At 42.4% G+C, this 18,077-nt stretch carries 15 protein-coding genes; 8 read left to right on the forward strand and 7 right to left on the reverse strand.

Features of this window, described 5'->3' with window-relative positions:
* Positions 1-197 precede the first annotated feature (197 nt).
* The 3 genes from LN995_RS03535 to LN995_RS03545 form a co-directional block, all read right to left on the reverse strand.
* The gene (locus LN995_RS03535; protein WP_229958428.1) at positions 198-1,139 is read right to left on the reverse strand and encodes an NmrA family NAD(P)-binding protein; all 942 of its coding nucleotides are present in this window, start codon (positions 1,137-1,139) and stop codon (positions 198-200) included.
* A 246-nt stretch (positions 1,140-1,385) separates the two neighbouring features.
* Positions 1,386-1,958: a pentapeptide repeat-containing protein gene (locus LN995_RS03540; RefSeq protein ID WP_229958429.1), complete on the reverse strand. Its 573-nt coding sequence runs from the start codon at positions 1,956-1,958 to the stop codon at positions 1,386-1,388.
* A gap of 48 nt (positions 1,959-2,006) precedes the next feature.
* Positions 2,007-2,498, reverse strand: a complete 492-nt coding sequence (locus LN995_RS03545) for a YybH family protein (RefSeq protein ID WP_229958431.1) — start codon at positions 2,496-2,498, stop codon at positions 2,007-2,009.
* A gap of 220 nt (positions 2,499-2,718) precedes the next feature.
* On the opposite strand from LN995_RS03545, the gene LN995_RS03550 reads away from it, so the two are divergent.
* Positions 2,719-3,825, forward strand: a complete 1,107-nt coding sequence (locus LN995_RS03550) for a glycoside hydrolase family 43 protein (RefSeq protein WP_229958433.1) — start codon at positions 2,719-2,721, stop codon at positions 3,823-3,825.
* Positions 3,826-3,918: 93 nt separating this feature from the next.
* On the opposite strand, the gene LN995_RS03555 is transcribed toward LN995_RS03550, so the two are convergent.
* The 3 genes from LN995_RS03555 to LN995_RS03565 all read right to left on the reverse strand — a co-directional run bounded on the left by LN995_RS03555 (position 3,919) and on the right by LN995_RS03565 (position 7,581).
* The gene (locus tag LN995_RS03555; RefSeq protein ID WP_229958781.1) at positions 3,919-4,266 is read right to left on the reverse strand and encodes a nuclear transport factor 2 family protein; all 348 of its coding nucleotides are present in this window, start codon (positions 4,264-4,266) and stop codon (positions 3,919-3,921) included.
* 225 nt (positions 4,267-4,491) lie between these two features.
* Positions 4,492-5,484 carry a gliding motility protein GldB-related protein gene (locus tag LN995_RS03560; RefSeq protein WP_229958435.1) on the reverse strand — a complete coding sequence of 331 codons (993 nt, stop codon included), beginning with the start codon at positions 5,482-5,484 and terminating at the stop codon, positions 4,492-4,494.
* A 744-nt stretch (positions 5,485-6,228) separates the two neighbouring features.
* Complete coding sequence (locus LN995_RS03565; protein WP_229958437.1) at positions 6,229-7,581, reverse strand: peptidoglycan DD-metalloendopeptidase family protein; 1,353 nt, start codon at positions 7,579-7,581, stop codon at positions 6,229-6,231.
* A 287-nt stretch (positions 7,582-7,868) separates the two neighbouring features.
* Here LN995_RS03565 and fabG point away from each other — a divergent pair, with 287 nt between their 5' ends.
* The 3 genes from fabG to LN995_RS03580 all read left to right on the forward strand — a co-directional run bounded on the left by fabG (position 7,869) and on the right by LN995_RS03580 (position 11,642).
* The gene (gene fabG, locus LN995_RS03570) at positions 7,869-8,615 is read left to right on the forward strand and encodes a 3-oxoacyl-[acyl-carrier-protein] reductase (RefSeq protein WP_229958439.1); all 747 of its coding nucleotides are present in this window, start codon (positions 7,869-7,871) and stop codon (positions 8,613-8,615) included.
* A gap of 273 nt (positions 8,616-8,888) precedes the next feature.
* Positions 8,889-10,970 (forward strand): VWA domain-containing protein, encoded by a 2,082-nt coding sequence (locus tag LN995_RS03575; protein ID WP_229958441.1) that lies wholly within the window; start codon positions 8,889-8,891, stop codon positions 10,968-10,970.
* Between the two features lie 72 nt (positions 10,971-11,042).
* Complete coding sequence (locus tag LN995_RS03580; protein WP_229958443.1) at positions 11,043-11,642, forward strand: pseudouridine synthase; 600 nt, start codon at positions 11,043-11,045, stop codon at positions 11,640-11,642.
* A 316-nt stretch (positions 11,643-11,958) separates the two neighbouring features.
* Here LN995_RS03580 and LN995_RS03585 read toward each other — a convergent pair whose 3' ends face one another.
* Positions 11,959-13,335 (reverse strand): HTTM domain-containing protein, encoded by a 1,377-nt coding sequence (locus tag LN995_RS03585; RefSeq protein ID WP_229958445.1) that lies wholly within the window; start codon positions 13,333-13,335, stop codon positions 11,959-11,961.
* A gap of 196 nt (positions 13,336-13,531) precedes the next feature.
* Between LN995_RS03585 and LN995_RS03590 the strand changes: the two genes are divergently transcribed.
* The 4 genes from LN995_RS03590 (at position 13,532) to LN995_RS03605 (ending at position 17,991) form a co-directional block, all read left to right on the forward strand.
* A complete protein-coding gene (locus LN995_RS03590) occupies positions 13,532-14,095 on the forward strand; it encodes a GNAT family N-acetyltransferase (RefSeq protein ID WP_229958448.1) in 564 nt (187 codons plus the stop codon).
* 198 nt (positions 14,096-14,293) lie between these two features.
* Positions 14,294-15,598 carry a M20/M25/M40 family metallo-hydrolase gene (locus tag LN995_RS03595; protein ID WP_229958449.1) on the forward strand — a complete coding sequence of 435 codons (1,305 nt, stop codon included), beginning with the start codon at positions 14,294-14,296 and terminating at the stop codon, positions 15,596-15,598.
* Positions 15,599-15,696: 98 nt separating this feature from the next.
* Complete coding sequence (locus tag LN995_RS03600; RefSeq protein ID WP_229958451.1) at positions 15,697-17,121, forward strand: hypothetical protein; 1,425 nt, start codon at positions 15,697-15,699, stop codon at positions 17,119-17,121.
* A gap of 96 nt (positions 17,122-17,217) precedes the next feature.
* Positions 17,218-17,991 carry a creatininase family protein gene (locus LN995_RS03605; protein WP_229958453.1) on the forward strand — a complete coding sequence of 258 codons (774 nt, stop codon included), beginning with the start codon at positions 17,218-17,220 and terminating at the stop codon, positions 17,989-17,991.
* Positions 17,992-18,077 lie beyond the last annotated feature (86 nt).

Here is an 18,077-nt window from a genome sequence, read left to right on the forward strand (position 1 = left end):
AGAACCTGTTCTTCCTCGTTTTTTCAGAGGAAGCCAAACAGGACGAAGACAACCACAGCCAGCTAAAAGGCATAAGATCATTTAAATAAGACACAACATTTTGGATGCTGCCCCAGATGTAAAAGTTATAACCTGCACTGAATCCTATTCAATCCATTATATTATATCCTCTTGGTTAAGCGTTTCCTTTACCTTTATCATGATGAGGCACGTGCCGCCAGCACTTCGTGTACAGATTTCCAAGGAATATCCGGATAGCGGTTGTTGTTAAGTGGCTCTAGCTTCGGAAGGCCACTGAGCATATTATGCAGGTATTGCATTCCCTGCCACGGAGGAAAAACCTCATTGTTTTTGGGGAACAAGGTACGGGTAAACTTAATCATGGATTCTAGAACACCCAAGCCCCCAACACGGAATAAGTGGAATTCCTTTCCTGTTGCTTTGCTTGCGGCATTTTTAACTCCTCTAATGTTTACCACCTCGCCAGCAATGCGAAGGAAACGAGGAGTAGAAGGATCGAGTGCTGCTGCAGCAGTAAACGCTGCGGTAGCTTCTATGGTCGTAAAATCAAGCAGTTGGTCTGCATTGCCCCAGTAAATGACCCGCTTTAGTCCAAAAAGAACAACCGGAGCCTGTCCGGTAAGTAAGTCTGTAAACATGCCATTAAGAATGGAAGTAGCTGCAATCGGTGCTTTGTCCAGTGTTTCGCTAAACTCCCTACGGAGGTCAAGGTTCCGGTTACTTCTGTAGGGCAACTTTGTGAAGTCAATTGAGTAGTCAGAAGGAATAAAGCGTGGAACACCTGCCTCCACAGCCGCATTAAGCAGTCTTGTCTGCGTATCAACAATCACTTCCCGGAGCCCTGACAATGCGGACACAACACAAGAGCCGCCGGAGCAAGCTTTCGTTAAGTTTCCGATACTATTAAAATCGACTTCAACGATGGATGCACCTTGCTGACGCAAAGCGGTAACAGCATGCCTGGAACTTCCTTGACGAACTAATGCCCTTACTATGGCTCCACGTTGAAGCAGGTGCCTAGCAATATGAGCTCCAAGGTTTCCTGTGGCTCCTGCCAAAATAATTGTTGCACTTTCCGGTTTAGAACTGCTTTTGTTTCCTGCTACTATTGAATCCATTATTTCTCTTTTTATAAATTATAAACTTTTATAGCTTGGCTGGAATTTGCAACCTCTATAACTGTTCCAACCTAGTAGATCATTAAAAGTTTACAGCTTCATTATCTTTCCTGGGATAAATTTGATAATAAGGGAAGAAATAAGATAGTACGTTAGTAGCGACAAATAAACATAACTATACCAACGATACACTATGTATCATAAACAGGATACGAAATTCAGAAGACTATCTCAACCACTATTCTTTTACTCTATTCTGATATCATGCTTGGTTAAAAGGCCGGCTATACCATATTGTGAAAACTTTGCTTTCCTGATGTTGTTATGCTCCGGGTCGAGAATGTAATTGTAGGCGGTGGCAAAGTTGGCCTCTTTTAATTCAGTTCTTTCAAAAACAGCTCCCTCCAGATTAGTATTATCAAACAAAGCACCGGCTAGATTAGTGTTTGCGAAGGTTACATTTTTTAAAGAAGTGTTAATGAACTGTGTCTTTGGCATCTTCTTCCTCATGAAAGACGCATAATCTAAAATGCTGTTCTCAAAGCGGACAGTAAATAAAAAGTCTTCGCACTCACTAAAATTAACGCCAATCATTTTACACTCTTTAAAAAAAACATCGCTCAACGTGGAGCTATTCAGTTTCATCATTGCCAGGTTACACCCTATAAACTGGCAGTCTGTAAAGCGGCTATGGGAGAAGCTACTACCAGAAAAGTCACAGAGTTTAAAGGTACATTTCTCAAACTCCCTGTTCTTAATATCCTTGCCTGCGTAGGTAACTTTTTCAAATACCTTGTTTTCGTGAATTAGTGATTCCATATCTGCTTTAGCCTGTTGGTCTGTACAACTAAAAAACTGCTTTTGTCCTTAACTATTCTCTGATGAATTACCTGCTTTCCTGTAATCTACAGGTATTAATTGGTTATTCCCATCTCTGATATGCGTTTCCATGTTTGGCACAATGTCCGTGTTATGAGCCGCGGCACAACTCCACTCCTCTCCCTCTTTATGCACAACAAAAGTGAAAATAGTACGCCGCTGCCCTGGCTGGCTCACCTCAATAAAAGATGTCTGCCCTGTTAGCCTCACCTTTGCCTGCACCACTGCAATGTTTTCTGCCAGATATTTTACCTCTGTACGAATAATGGATAGCGTTGAAGTATTGAAGATAGTACGTAAGCCATAAGCATGGGCTTTTTCAATATCATTCCGGTTGTGCCACCAAAGCCCGGTTACGTTTACAAATGAAGCATCCTCATCAAAAAGAGAAGCCAGCTTTTTGGCATCCCTGTTATTCCAGGCTTCTGCAAAAACTTTTGGTATACTTTCCGGTTGGTTTAAGTTGCTATAGTTCGTCATAATATCTGCTCAGCCTCGGTTTTCTACAAAATAATGTTTTATTATTTTATAAAAATATTCAATGAAATCGGTTGCAGTAAGCTAAAATGATTATATTTGAATACTAATGTTTGTATGGCAGCTAAGTTTTGCAGTGGTTTACAGGCACCTCATTAGTCTTAACCAGGCAAGCTGTTTCTCTTGCTACACTTAAAATGTTATTTAACAAATTTACAAGAAAATGATTAGAAACTCCTATTTCAAGCAATCACTGATTGCTTTGCTGGTTACATCAGGTTTGCTAGGTTCTTGCCAAAGCAGTAATACTGAGGCTGAAACAAATGAGTCTGAAGGACAGGAATCTGCCAGTACTAATTCAAGATATTTATCAGAGCCATTGATAACTGACATGTATACGGCAGACCCTTCTGCCCATGTATTTAATGGCAAGATTTACATATACCCTTCGCACGATGTTGATGCCGGTATACCGGAAGATGACACCGGAGACCAATACGACATGCGAGATTACCATGTTTTTTCGATGGATAGTGTAGGCGGAAAAATCACAGATCATGGAGTAGCCTTAGACATTAAAGATGTTCCGTGGGCTGGCAGACAAATGTGGGCGCCTGATGCTGCCTTCAAGAACGGCACCTACTACTTTTATTTTCCTGTTAAAGATAAAGAGGATGTTTTCAGAATTGGGGTAGCTACCAGTTCATCGCCGGCAGGACCATTTAAACCAGAGCCGCAACCGATTGCAAACAGCTACAGTATTGACCCTGCTGTTTTTAAAGACGACGACGGCAGTGCTTATATGTATGTGGGCGGTATATGGGGAGGCCAATTGCAAAGATGGAGCACCGGGCAATACAAACCCAATGATGAATACCCGAACGATGACCAGCCAGCCTTAAGTCCTAAAGTAGCCAGAATGAGCGATGACATGCTAAGCTTTGACGGTGAGTTGAAAGACTTACAGATACTGGATGAAAACGGGCAACCGCTGTTAGCCGGAGATAATGAAAGACGTTTCTTCGAAGCATCTTGGATGCACAAGTACAACGGCAAATACTACTTCTCTTACTCTACCGGCGATACACATAAAATTGTTTATGCCGTTGGCGACAGTCCACTTGGGCCATTTACTTACAAGGGAGTAATATTAAACCCTGTACAAGGCTGGACAAACCACCACTCTATTATAGAGCAGAATGGCAAATGGTACATTTTCTACCATGACATTCAGATGTCAGGTAAAACGCACCTGAGAAACATTAAAGTAACGGAGCTTACCCATAACCCTGACGGTACTATTGAAACCATCACTGCTTACAGGCAATAAGGTAGTACCTATATCATAAATCAAAACCCAGCTCATGTTTAAACTGAGTTGGGTTTTGCCTTAAGACAGAACCCAACTGTCCAAACAATCAAGTTACTCTTCAAAATTGTCGTAATAGGTAAAGTCTTTTGTTATCAATCCGTTCTCAATCGTAAAAATTGTGCAGATGGGCAATTCAAACGATGAACTGTCGGGTGCTGTTCCTGTTGATATAAATTCTACAACAACATGTTTATCTCCTGACGGATAAATATTTACTACTTCATCCCTAATATCCGGAAATATTTGACTTAATTCTTCGTATTTCTTTACTATCAGTTCCCTACTCTGTTTCACAATTCCCTGCCCTAAAGATGGGTCTTTAAAGTCAGCATTCTCAGAATACATACTGGACATTGTCGCCCAGTCATGATTATTGAAGTGCTCAAAATACTGTCTCACCAACTCTTGGTTATCATTTGTATGCATGGTCTGCTGATTTTGATTATTACATGAGGATAATACAAACGCGGCCACTAAGAATATAAGCAAATGTTTCATTGCCTGATTTTTTATTTTGTTAGCTGTTATTATGCTTTAAGCTTGTTTACAGTAACTTAGGCTGGTATAAATACTACTCGTACATGAGGTAAGCGAGGCTTAGCCAAAACTTGGTTCATGTGCTTGTTAGCTACTGTATTTCTCTGTATAGCCACTTTTTAGCAGGAAACTTTCAGCATCTGACATCATAATAATGTCCTTAATAGCTTGTGTCTTATCTCGAGCATTATTATAATATTCCTCACAAATTTTGAAACCTATGAAATAGGCTAAATCGGCTGGTCGGTTTGTTCGGTTTGTTCGGTAGTCATACATCCAATCAGTGTTATCAATGGACTTTCCGTTCTTGACATCTGAATAGAATTCACTCCATAGTTCCTTCTCGTGTTCTATGCCGTAATCATATATGACTTTGCTTTGAGTAATCCTGCCCAACATCAGTGATGCGATAAAATCTGCTGCTCCCTCCACTATTGTCGGCTTCAGCAGAGATTCATCTCCATTGTCACCTCCTGGCTGCTGCGTATGAACAGCTTCGTGAGCCACTACACCTATTATGTCACCTGTTTGGTTCTTTAAAACGAGCTTCATAAAGTCATCATTGTCAAACTCGCTTATATTTACCGCATTGTCGGCTGCTACTATTTCAGTTCCAATTAAAATTAGGCTCTCCGATGTTGTTCCACCAGTTCTTAAAGTTCCTATGGCAAAACACACGTCTGGCTGCTTGAAAGCTGGGTAAAGCTCCTTGAGTTTGTCGAAAGCTGGCTGGAGCTCTGATTTTCTATTTTGCACATTTTCCGTCAAGGGTCTGATAGATTTCCAGAATTCAGGCATAGTCCTGACCAACTGAACATACTCATTTGCTTTAAAACCCCTCAACTTTAAAAACTCCTTGAAGTATGGGCTTGCCCTATCAAGGTACAACTCCTGAAACGTCAGGGAGCTATCTGTAGAGTTGCTTAATCTGTCATAGGCATCCCAAAAGCTTTCTATTTCCTGCGTCTCTATTGTATAGTTTGTGCTATTTAGACTCACATCTGCGATTGGCGCTTTAGGGCGGGCACACCCTAACATAAGTATACTGATTAGTAAAATGCTGATAACATTTCTTCTCATTTTTAAATATCTTATAGTAGCTGACCTCTCGGCTAAGGCACATTTATGTGCTTTAGCCCTTGTTCCCGAGAGCTTTTATTATTTCTTCTAAATCTACTTCTTCAATTGGCTAGTCAATAGGATTGTAGTGTTCGTAAGTACGTTTCTTGTGTTTTTCTACTATCTCTATTTCATTGGCAGGTAAACTTTGCCACAACTTCTTTGTTTGACATAAAACCAACAGTATATTGTTTTACGGCTTCTGTTTCATGCACCTTATGCCAGAACTGTGGTGAATATTTACATTTTACGTAGTATGGACAGCTCATAATCAGAGTGAGCCCAAAGCACATCACACTCAGGGCATTGCTCTAAATCTATCCAATTACCACCTTTAACTATTTCTAATCTCATTTGAAGATTACTTGCCCCCTATCTGATTCACATGTTGGACACATATATCAGTCTTTATTAACTTGAGTGAATTTTCTCAAATTTATAAACTCAAATTACCGAGAACTTACGGATATGCTTAATCTACTCTTTAACACTATATACAGAAATAACCCTGTTATATTCTTATCACTATCACCCGTATAGTATATCTCTATTACAATATAGATAACTTCTAGAATTAATTTAACTTCTCTCTATTATTTTTTTTTACAAATCGGTAATGCGATCCTGTGCTAGTAGGGATACAAAATAAAAAAGCAGGACACTCATTCTAAGTGCCCTGCTTCATAAGTAATGCTAACAATAAGCTTAAGCTCCTTTGGTAGCTTCTCCTTTCTCAGATGCTAGTAGTTCTTGTTTTACGCCATTAACATCAAGTGCTTCCATGCGGTTTACAATTTCTTCTTTGGTGGCAAAGAAAGCAGTCATGTTCTTCTTGCTTACCGGATTAGCAGAAGGTAGCTTCACTTTTAAAGCATCAACCTGTTTTCCGTTTTTCCAGAAGCGGTAGCAAAGGTGCGGGCCGGTAGCAAGCCCTGTGCTGCCTACGTAGCCTATGGTCTGCCCCTGTCTTACATGGGCACCTTTACGAATCCCTTTGGCAAATTTAGACATGTGCAGGTATTGTGTTGTATAGGTTTTGTTATGTCTGATTTTCACAAAGTAGCCATTGCCCCTGGTATAGGTTGCTGCCAGCACCACGCCTTCGCCTACCGTTCTGATAGGTGTGCCACGCGGAGCGGCAAAATCAGTACCAAGGTGTGCTTTATAGCGCTTCTGCACTGGGTGGAAACGTCGCTTTGTGTAACGGGAACTTATGCGAGTATATTCCAGTGGCTCTTTCAAAAAAGCTTTTTTCATGCTCTTGCCATCCTGGTCAAAGTAACTGATGCCGTTGCCTTCATCAAAGCCTATCGCATAAAGAGGTTCTCCACTATGCTCGAAGAAAGCAGCTTTCAGTTCACCATAGCCAATGGTATTGCCATTAATCTGCTTTTCCTCAAAAATCAACTTAAATTTATCGCCAGGCTGAATGCGGTTCAGGTTAAGGCGCCAGGCATAAATATCGGCAAACTTATTTACCAGTTGAGCCGAGCCGCCAGCCTTCAGTACAGATTCATATAGCGAACCTCTTATTTCCCCAGCCAGTTCTCGTTCTATTACTTTCATTTCTCGCTGCGTACGGGTTACATTCAGGTCGCCGCGCAGATCATAAATTACATATTCCAGCTCATTTGGCTCATAAATAAAGTACTGCGCCGTTTGTGCCGAGTCAAGTGAATGCAGCAGAATATAGTTCCGCTTCGCATTAATGCGTCTTACACTAAAAACGTCCTTTGCTTTTTGCGCTAGGTTATGTATTGTAGTCGGGGCTATATTATAAGCGGCTAAAATTTCAGAGAGGCTTTCACCTCGCTCTACCACTCCCTCCACAATCTCTAAAGAGTCAGTCGGGATACCATAAATAATGGGGGCAGGTCTTTTAATATCCTCTACTGCTGCAACCGGAGGTATGTCATCTTCTGTTCCTTCTGCAGCTTCCGCAGACTGAACGTTGAGCAGAAGACTGCTAAGGTCAAAGTTTAGTGTCTGTGCAGCGGTAAAAAAAATAAGGAACGATAGTGCGAGGAGGATGGCGAGGCCTTTACTTCGTTTGAACATCAGAATATATACCTTTGGTTATAGTTGAAACATTTGCACGAAAATATGGTTTAACCGATAGAAATAAAAATTAAATATAATACAATAATCAGATTACAAATCTGTTACCCCCACATAATAGCGACTAAGTATAGTACAAACCTCACTTTACTACCTCATTCTCTTTTAGATAAATCCTTTCATATATATTATATAACAGATTAAGTTACAACATCTTTTATTTTTACTGCTGCGCAGATGCCGGTGTTTGCTTCTGAATTTTGAAATCTTTTATAACTTTGATGCCTATGAAAGTACTAGAAGGAAAAGTAGCCCTTGTAACCGGGGCATCTAAAGGAATAGGCCGCGCTATAGCACAAAAATTTGTGGAGCTTGGCGCACAGGTAGCGTTCACCTACCTGTCTAGTGTAGAAAAAGGACAGGCTTTAGAGCAGGAACTATCTGCCAACGGTGGCAAAGCAAAAGGTTTCCGCTCCGACGCAGCCGACAATACGCAGGCAGAAAAACTGGTGGAAGATGTCATTGCTGAGTTTGGCAAAATCGACATTCTGGTAAACAACGCAGGCATTACCCGCGACGGTTTACTGATGCGAATGACTGTAGACCAGTGGGACGCTGTGATTAACACTAACCTGAAATCGGTTTTCAACCTGACCAAAGCCAGCACCAAACACATGATGCGTGCAAAAAGCGGCTCCATTATTAACATTACCTCTGTGGTAGGCATAAAAGGAAACGCAGGCCAGGCAAACTATGCGGCTTCTAAAGCTGGTATTATAGGCTTTACAAAATCTGTGGCACTGGAGCTTGGCTCCCGTAACATCCGTAGCAACGCAATTGCCCCTGGTTTTATCGAAACCGAAATGACAGATGAGCTGGACCAGAAAGTAGTAGATGAATGGCGTAAGGCTATCCCACTGAAGCGTGGTGGAACTCCTGAAGATGTAGCTAACTCTGCTGTTTTTCTGGCTTCAGATCAGTCATCTTATATCTCAGGTCAGGTACTGCAGGTAGATGGCGGAATGCTGACATAAAAATTAAGAACAGACAGTTTATAGCTTAAGAGCAGATAATTAAACTTTTAAAGACCAATGCTACAACTTTTGCGTTAGTAGCATTGGTCTTTTTATTATATCTTTAAGTATCTATGTGGAGTACAGCCTGGAGCTATAGCACTGGCAGTTTTGCAATGTCAGGCATCCTCAGCTGTAGTAGTTTATACCTGTACTATATTAAAACAGTGCAGATAGCCTCCATCGTCACTGCTGATTCAGAATTCTTAATTCATCATTCGTAATTGAACTAGTGTGTCTTCATTCAGAATAATAACAACATACTCTCCCTGGCTTATACTGGCCTGCCTGGCTGTAGGTGTGCTGTACGCGTGGCTGCTGTATAGCAAGCGCACCCCTTGGTCTAAAGGGATAAACTATGTCCTGGCTTTTATACGTTTTACTGTAGTCAGCTTTCTGTGTTTTCTGCTGCTTGGCCCGTTGGTCCGATATATAGCCAGTACTACCATAAAACCTACCATTGTGTTTGCGGTGGATGACTCTCAGTCTGTCTCGCTATTTTCTGACTCTGTCCAACTACAGAAAACCCAGCAAGGCTTGCAGAATATCTTAGCAGATATTCGGAGTAAAGGCTATCAAACTGAAATAAGAACATTAAGCGCAGGTAGAACTCCGCAAGAAATAGAGCAGATCACATTTAATGCAGAAGCATCTAACCTGAGCCAGCTCATGTCAGATGTACAGCGTGATTTTCAGGATCAGAACCTGGCAGGAGTAGTATTACTATCTGATGGCATTGTGAATCAAGGCATCTCTCCTACTTATGCCAATTACAGCTACAAAATCTACCCGGTGGCTATAGGCGATACTATCCCTAAAAAAGATGTTATCATGGCTTCACTGCGCTACAATAAGGTAAATTATAGTGGCAACCGCTTTCCTGTTGTGGCAGAGCTGCAGCATGAGCGTTTTGGCAATACTACTGTCACGGTGGTGCTGAAAGAAAACGATAATGTGCTGGAGCGAAAAACTATTACGCTTAAACAAGGGCAGCCTGTACAACAGGTACCTTTTCAGGTTTTGGCAAATGGCACCGGCAAAAAACATTATGAACTGGAAGTTCAGCCTCTGCAGGGCGAGTTCACTACGCTTAACAATACCAAGCATGCTTACATTGATGTTGTAAAAGGCAAAATAAAAATACTTGTAGCCGCAGCAGCTCCACACCCTGATATTAAGGCATTGCGGGCAGCCATAGAGACTAACGAGAATTACGAAACAGAGCTTTTCATACCAGGCCTGAACCCCCTAAAGCAGCAGGATTATGATGTAGCGGTACTTCACCAGCTTCCAGGCAGAACTCCGGGTGGGGAGGCAGCTGTTAGCTATATCCGGCAGAAAGGAATACCAGCTTTATATATTATAGGCCCCCAAAGTGACATTCAGAATTACAACCGGCTGAACGTGGGCCTTAACATTTCTACTAACGGAAGTTTTGATGAAGTATTAAGTACAACAAACCCTAACTTCAATAACTTTAACCTTCCGGAAGATGCAACAGAGCGATTGTCAGCTTACCCTCCTGCACAGGTTCTTTTTGGAGATTATACACTGGCTCCTAACACGGAGGCTATCCTATATCAACAGGTAGGACGTGTGCGTACCAATAAACCTCTGCTAACTGTACAAACTGCCGGCGAAAAGCGTAACGCAACATTGCTTGCCTCTGGCACCTGGCAATGGCGTATACAGGAGGCCGCCAGCTTCGAAAATGCCGCTGTATATGACAAGCTCATGACTAACCTGATACAGTTGCTGAGTGCACCGCGTAACAAGAAGCGCCTGAACGTTTATCCGGTACAAACGGAATACACCAGCTCTGACGAAATCCGCTTTGCCGCAGAAGCATATAATGAAGCACTGGAGCCTGTCTACGGCCACAACATTACCTTAAAAGTTACCGGAGAAGACGAGTCAGAACGCTCCTTTAACTTTGCCAATGGTGAAAACCAGGCAGGAGTAAATATTGGTTCCCTACTCGGAGGACGTTACACTTACACTGCCACTGCCCACATAGGGGGCCGAGCACACGAAGACAAAGGAGAATTTGTTGTAGAGGAACTTCAACTGGAAGCGCTTAATGCTGTAGCTGACCACAACCTGCTTTACCAGTTAGCTAATAACACCAATTCAAAGCTGTATTACCCGGCTCAACTTCAGCAACTGCAGCAGGACATTCTAAATGCTGACCACAAAAAAAAGATTTATAGTTCAGAAGAACTAAATGACTTAGTAGATATAAAGTGGCTCTTTTTTGTAATCCTACTAATGGTAAGTGTAGAATGGTTTGTGCGTAAGTTTAACGGAAGCTATTAATCTAATTACCGGCTAAACCTTAAAGAACAGCATCAAATAAGCTTATTTAATATTTAAATCCCTTATCTATCTTTGAAGTACATCATCTTAAATAAACCTTACGAGGTACTGACACAGTTTACGGACGAAGCTGGCAGGGCAACCCTGAAGAAATATGTTAACGTGCCCGGTATTTACCCTGTGGGCCGCCTCGACTACGACAGCGAAGGCCTTGTACTCCTTACCGATGACAAAGCTTTACAACATCGCCTCTCCGACCCTAAGTTTAAAGTGGAGAAAACGTATTGGGTGCAGGTGGATAACGTTCCTACGGAGGATGCTTTAGAGGAATTGCGCCGTGGTGTTTACATAAAAAACATAAAAACATCCCCGGCCAGAGTACGTGTACTGGAGGAAGATCCACAAATCTGGGAGCGTTCAAAACCAATTCGCTTTCGCAAAAACATACCCACCTCCTGGGTCGAAATAAAAATATCACAAGGCATGAACCGCCAGATACGCCGCATGACTGCCGCTGTTGGCTACCCCACCTTACGCCTGATTCGCCCCAACATCGGCCCCTTATCCGTAGGTAATTTACAACCAGGTGAGTATCGTGAACTGACTTTTGAAGAGGTAAACGAATTAAAAGGTCTGACAACTATGAACCAGAAGCTTAGAGGAAGAAGATAGTTACTTTATTTGCCTAAGCTATCATAGCTGCTAATCCCACGATTGTGTTGTTATAGTCTGTACTTTTCAAGTACACGAAGATCTGGTTTCCTGCTCAGCACTGTGTAACTGAGGCAGCCTTCAGGGCTACCCCTCTCTACATTCGGCACCACAACATTTACAAACAGAATTCCTCTTTTCCCGGTGTATGAAAGGGAAAAGAAAGCTTTCGGCTTGGAGAGTTCAGCAACCAACTATGCACTACAGGCATTATATGACTGGATTAACAGTAACTACGGCAGCTTATACAACTCTGACTATACGTTAGATATTTACTCTATTCATCAGCAACAGCAGTTCCACCAGCTCTCCATCTTCCCCAGGGCCACCCGTCAGCTTCTGGCCGGGGAGTAACCCAGGGTTTAGCTCCTAAGGTGTAAGGAACAGAGGCCAGATCAACGCTGGAGTCAACAATCGGGTGCAATGGATAACCATTTAACCGCAGATCACTATATGCATATACCTGTGGATTCTCCACGCCCTGCCGCTGGTATTCTTCTTTGAGGAATTGTGCAAACTGCCAGATCATGTCCGGGTGCCCAGCCAGCTTGTGTATCTGGTCCCGTGTCAGGTAACTTTGTAGCGGCACCTGATACTCTTCACCAGTATCAGCATCTATCACTTTGTAGTTGATATAGCCGCTTTTGGTACGCAGCATCATGCGCCACGAATACCGATGCCCTTCTTCCGTCCAGTTTACATCACCAGGAATAAAGAAATGGCGCAGGGGAAACAAAGCCTGAAACAGCAGGTAAACAGAAAAGAATGAAACAGCCAGTCGCTTTTTCCACTCAGGCAGGTGCAGTCTTTTCTGAGCTGTGGATGCCACATTTACTCTTTTCTTAAAGAACCACCTGGCTATCTGGTCTGGCCTGAAGAACAGCACATTGGCGGCAATCATAAAGTAAGGAAACACCCCCACGTGAAATACAGCAGAGTTAAAAATATGGAAGCCAAAGGCAACCCAAAAAGCTACTGTGCGGGTGCGGGGCCACAGCAGTGCAAAACCAATCAGCAAATCAAAAGCAAGTCCACCCCAACTCGTAAGCCAGATCATAGGCTCTGTATCCAGGTAAGGTCCTATAACGTAGAAATGTGTTTTGTGAGCCATCCAGATATGCATGGATTTAGCTGCTAACCAGTCGGGCTGAATTTTAGCAATACCAGCATAAAAGTAAATAATCACGAACTGAATACGCAGAAGCCATAACGTCCACTGTGGTACAGCATCCTGCTCCAGTTCCGGCTTCCGGCGCACATCCAACGACAGTTGGAGGTGTGCAGGTAGCAGCACGAGCAATCCACTCACCAGCCAGATCAGGTAATGATGATTCAGGTAATGCGTTTTTTCACTAAAGAAGCTATAGCCAAACAGCAGAAAAAATAAAAACGAGGTTAACTTATACCGCCACCCCAGCATAATACAGAACCCCAACAAGGACATTAGCAGGTACAGATATACCATTCCGAAACCTGGCAGCGGTTTAATCCACTCTAAACCAATATACCCAAAGTTAAAGGCAGGCTCCACATAATGCTCCTGCACCCAGCCTAACAGCACAGCTCCTATGCCCTCACAAAACATCAGCAGGCCAAACAAAATACGGAAGTATACCAGCGGATAGACTGAAATAAGTTTAAAGAGACATTGCATAAACTACAGAAAGAATAACAAAGCTACTGATAGCAAGTAGCACTATTAAATGAACATTAAAAGTTTTAATGAAACTGGCGCATACAACCTTATGTTGTACTTCACTTAAAAATAATATTAATTAACAGCTTTTTCTAAACTGCAGGAAAGAAACTATCTTTAGACTTCTTCCTACCTAGAGATTAAGCACTTCAACATGAAAAAAGAACAAATTCCTATTGCCGAAGATATCTTCTTACGCAAAGCTACTCCTGCTGATGCCGAACCTGTTTTCCGTCTGATTGATGAAGGGAGAAGCTATCTGCGCGAATGGCTGCCTTTTATTGATCTTAGCCAGAGCACTTCCGATACTGAACAGTACCTGCAAAGCGTGTCTTCTCCAGAAAATGAGTCTGATGAAGTGTTTTGTATTATATATCTGGAGGAAGTAGTGGGCCTGATTGGCTTGAAGGTAATTGATTATATAAACCAAAAACTGGAGATTGGCTACTGGCTTGGTGAAAGATTTCAGGGCAAAGGCATTATGCGCCGCTCCTGCATAGCTTTAGTAAATCATATTTTCTCAGACATGAACATGAATCGTATTCAAATTAACGTTGGTGTAGGAAACGACAGAAGCAATAACATTCCTAAAAAACTCGGATTTCTATTGGAAGGCGTACAACGTGAGGGTGAGTTTTTGAACGAAACTTTCCATGATCTGGAAGTTTATAGTCTGCTTAAAAAGGAGTGGAAAGAGAGAGGATCATCAAGGATCTAACTGAACGGCAAAAAAGAGCCCGACCCAAATAAGAACCGCAGAAAGCATTACAATGTAGTTCCGCTGCCTTAGCCAGCTAGCTTTTGTGCTTGTATCCATTTTCATTCTTATCTTGTGAGCGGTAAATACTGTAGCAGTTCTTGTTTACCTGCCTCAATGTTTAAAAATCACCAGTACAATAACAACAGCTAAGCAACTATGAAAAAAAGGAAATTGGCAGTAGCTGCACTGGCTCTGATATTCGGCACCAATACATTTGCCCAGAATTTATCAGCTATCAGCCAGCAGGAAACCTCAAGGATCATAAAAACCTTAAGTGCCGACGATATGCAAGGCAGGTCTGCCTTTACGCCAGGTGTAGATAAAGCAGCAGATTTTATAGCAGGAGAGTTTAAGAAGACAGGATTAAAACCTTTACCTGAAGAGAATAATTTTAAGCAGACATTCTCCGTTTATCGCTTCACTCCGCAGGAAAAGGAAGTACATCTAAATGGGCAAACTGTATCTGCTGACAATGTGTTTGCAGTAACAAATTATGAAGAACTGGAATGGGACAAAGATATTAACGTTGCCACAGAAGTAATTAAAGAAAGTGACAATTTCAGAGCTGCTATTTCCAGGATAAACAGCCTAGAGCAGAACGTGCTGGCGCTGGTACACCCCAAGCATACCGACACCTTCAAAGCATATCAGCGCTACCTTACCCGTGGCGGTATTCAGCAAAAAAAGAATGAAGGCAACAGTAAGGTATTTGTACTTACTGACCAAACTGTAGCTACAGATTACAAGATAGAAATTGAGAACCAGGCGGAGCAACTCCCACTGACTAATATAGCCGGTATGATAGAAGGGAAACGCAAAGATGAAATAGTTGTTTTTTCCGGCCACTACGACCACATAGGTATATTAACTGCTGTAGACGGAGACAGTATTGCCAACGGTGCCGACGATGATGCCTCTGGAACTACTGCTATGATCATGCTGGCTAAGTATTATAAAAAGCAGCCCAAGCCAGACCGAACATTGATTTTTGTAGCATTTACAGCAGAAGAAATCGGAGGCTACGGCTCCAGGTACTTTTCTGAACAGTTACCCCCTGATCAGATTGTAGCCATGTTCAACATTGAAATGGTAGGCAAGCCATCTAAGTTCGGCCCTAACACTGCATACTTAACGGGTTTCGAAAAGTCTAACTTAGGTGAATTAATGCAAAAGCACCTGCAAGGCACCACTTACAGTATCCACCCGGACCCTTACCCGGAGCAGAACCTGTTTTATCGTTCCGATAACGCTACGCTTGCACGTTTGGGAGTTCCGGCTCATACCATTTCTTCCGTTCAGATTGACCAGGATAAATCCTACCATTCTGTAAACGATGAGATAGAGCAGCTTGATATGGCTCATATGACAAACATGATTAAAGCAATTGCTCTGGCCTCACGTGGAATAGTGTATGGTAACGATACACCTACCCGCGTTGATAAGTCAACAGTAAGGCAATAACATAACAACTTCAACAGAAAAAAAAGCCCTGCAGAAGGGCTTTTTTTGTTTCATATACTTCCCAATCGAATCCAGCTACTGGACGTATACAGTGAGTTATGAAGATGCTTTTGAATATTATACTGTACTTTATTCCTGTGCTGGCTTTTGCTCAGGTTCCTGAAGTTTCATGGGGGCCAGCTATAGATCGTGAGCCAAGAGAACTAAGGCATATAGCAATTGTAGGGACAGTGACCAATGGCTTTTATGCCGTTTATGAAGAAGAGGGACAAGTAACTTTAGAACGCTATAATGAGCAGAACCTCAGGATATGGGCTACGGCACTACGTCCTACAACACCTACAGGCCAGCCTTCTGAATTTGTGCAAATGCAACTCTTGCAAGGTAAATTATATATGTTGTCTAAGGTGCTGTATGATGGTATTACGATTCTGTTTGCTCAGGAAATAGATGCCAATGGAAACTACAGTGCAGATATACAGCCAATAGCTACCGGCAATGCAAGCAACTCTATCAGAATAGCCTCTACACCCAACGCTACTCTAGTTATATTCTCTGGTGAAAAAGAGCAGGGTTTAACAGCTACTTTACTAAATGCTAAGTTGAAACAACAATGGTCAAAGGTTTTACCTATACAGGGGCTAGTACAAGAAACAGCCATGCAGGAAGACGGCACTTCTTTTATACTGGAAAAAACATCTGCTCCGGCAGCAGAGGCATTTCAGTTGCACCGGCTAAACAGCAAGAACGGTAAGAGCGAAATATTCAACTTAAGTAATAAGAACCCAGACTACAGGCCGCTAAATGCCAAACTGGTTATAACACCCCGACAAAGCATAACTGTTGCAGGATACATGGTTCCAGCGTCTAATAAGGTTACCACTCATCAACCAGAACCTGTGGGAACTTTTTTCTGTAGTTTTAACAAAGGTTCACTCAAAAAGCCTAGCAGTGCTTTCACCCCCTTTGACTCCTCTTTCACCTCCACTTTTAAACCCCATAAGCCAGATTCTGGTGAGACCCAGCGTCTGCGCAGCCTTACACCAAAACAGCTTCTTGCTTTAAAAGATGGCGGCGCAATACTGATTGGAGAAGTAACCTCTAAAACGGTAAATAACACAGATATTATAATTATGCGACTACGTAATAATGACTCTATAATCTACACTACCAATGTTGGTAAAAGACAAACTTCTCCGAATGATCTTTCTACCCCTGGCTCTTACTTTGCCACTGCACTCTCAGATACGCTTCAGCTAGTTTGCTCAGACACAGAGCGTACTTATACAGGCCAGCAAGACACTACTGTTACCGGAAACCCTACAGACATTCAGAAAATGCCTTTCCTTATAACCGTTTTCCCAGATGGGAAGCAACAGGTAAGTTCCCTCCCGCAGTCTCAGATAGACAAACGTAAGGAGTTCCACCTCCGCCCTGGCACCTCATATAAGGTGTCACCCCGTGAATTTATAGTATTTGGCGTTGGAGAAGGGTACTATAAGTATGGTCGGCTACGGTTCTGACATAGGGTTTTGCGTACCAGAATATTCTGATGCTCTTTACTACTCAATTATTAATTTGTATTATCTTAAATTGATTAATTTATAAACATCACCGATATGCCAGCACCACGCCCCTACATACTTGCCGAAACTAATTGGAAAGTTGTAAAAGATACACCCTTTGAAGTAGCCATACTACCCTGGGGTGCCACAGAAGCGCATAATTACCACCTGCCTTACAATACAGATGTTGCCCAATGCGATTATGTAGCTGCTGAATCTGCCAAAGTTGCCTGGGAAGCGGGAGCTAAAGTTGTCGTGTTGCCTACTATTCCGTTTGGCGTTAACACAGGTCAGCTAGATATTAAACTGGACATTAACATGAACCCAAGCACACAACTGGCTGTACTGCGCGATGTGGTGCAGTCTCTTTCGGGCCAGGGAATAAAAAAATTGGTAGTAATGAATGGGCATGGTGGCAACGATTTTAAACAGATGCTAAGGGAACTTCAGGCACAGCACCCCGATATGTTTCTGTGTACCATGAACTGGTTTAGGGCATTAGATTGGAACAAGTATTTTGATGAATCCGGCGACCATGCAGGAGAAATGGAAACCAGCGCCATGATGCATATAGCTCCTGACCTGGTACTGCCTCTGTCTCAAGCGGGAAACGGTCATTCGAATAAGTTTAAACTGAAAGGTCTTCAGGAAGGATGGGTGTGGGCGCAGCGAGAATGGAGTAAAGCAACTAATGACACAGGGGTAGGAAACCCGGCAAAAGCATCTTCCGAGAAAGGTAAAGCTTATTTAACCGACATAGCCAAACAAATTGGAAGCTTTCTGGTAGACCTGGCCAACGCCGACATAAAAGATATGTATGAACGGTAAGAGCAGATAAATCAGCTAACCTGGCTCTTCCTTCTTTAAAATAGAACACAAAAAAAGGTGCCCTTTCAGGACACCCTCTTTTACTA

Origin of the sequence: Pontibacter silvestris (assembly GCF_020907275.1) — a bacterium.
GTDB classification, from domain to species: Bacteria; Bacteroidota; Bacteroidia; order Cytophagales; family Hymenobacteraceae; genus Pontibacter; species Pontibacter silvestris.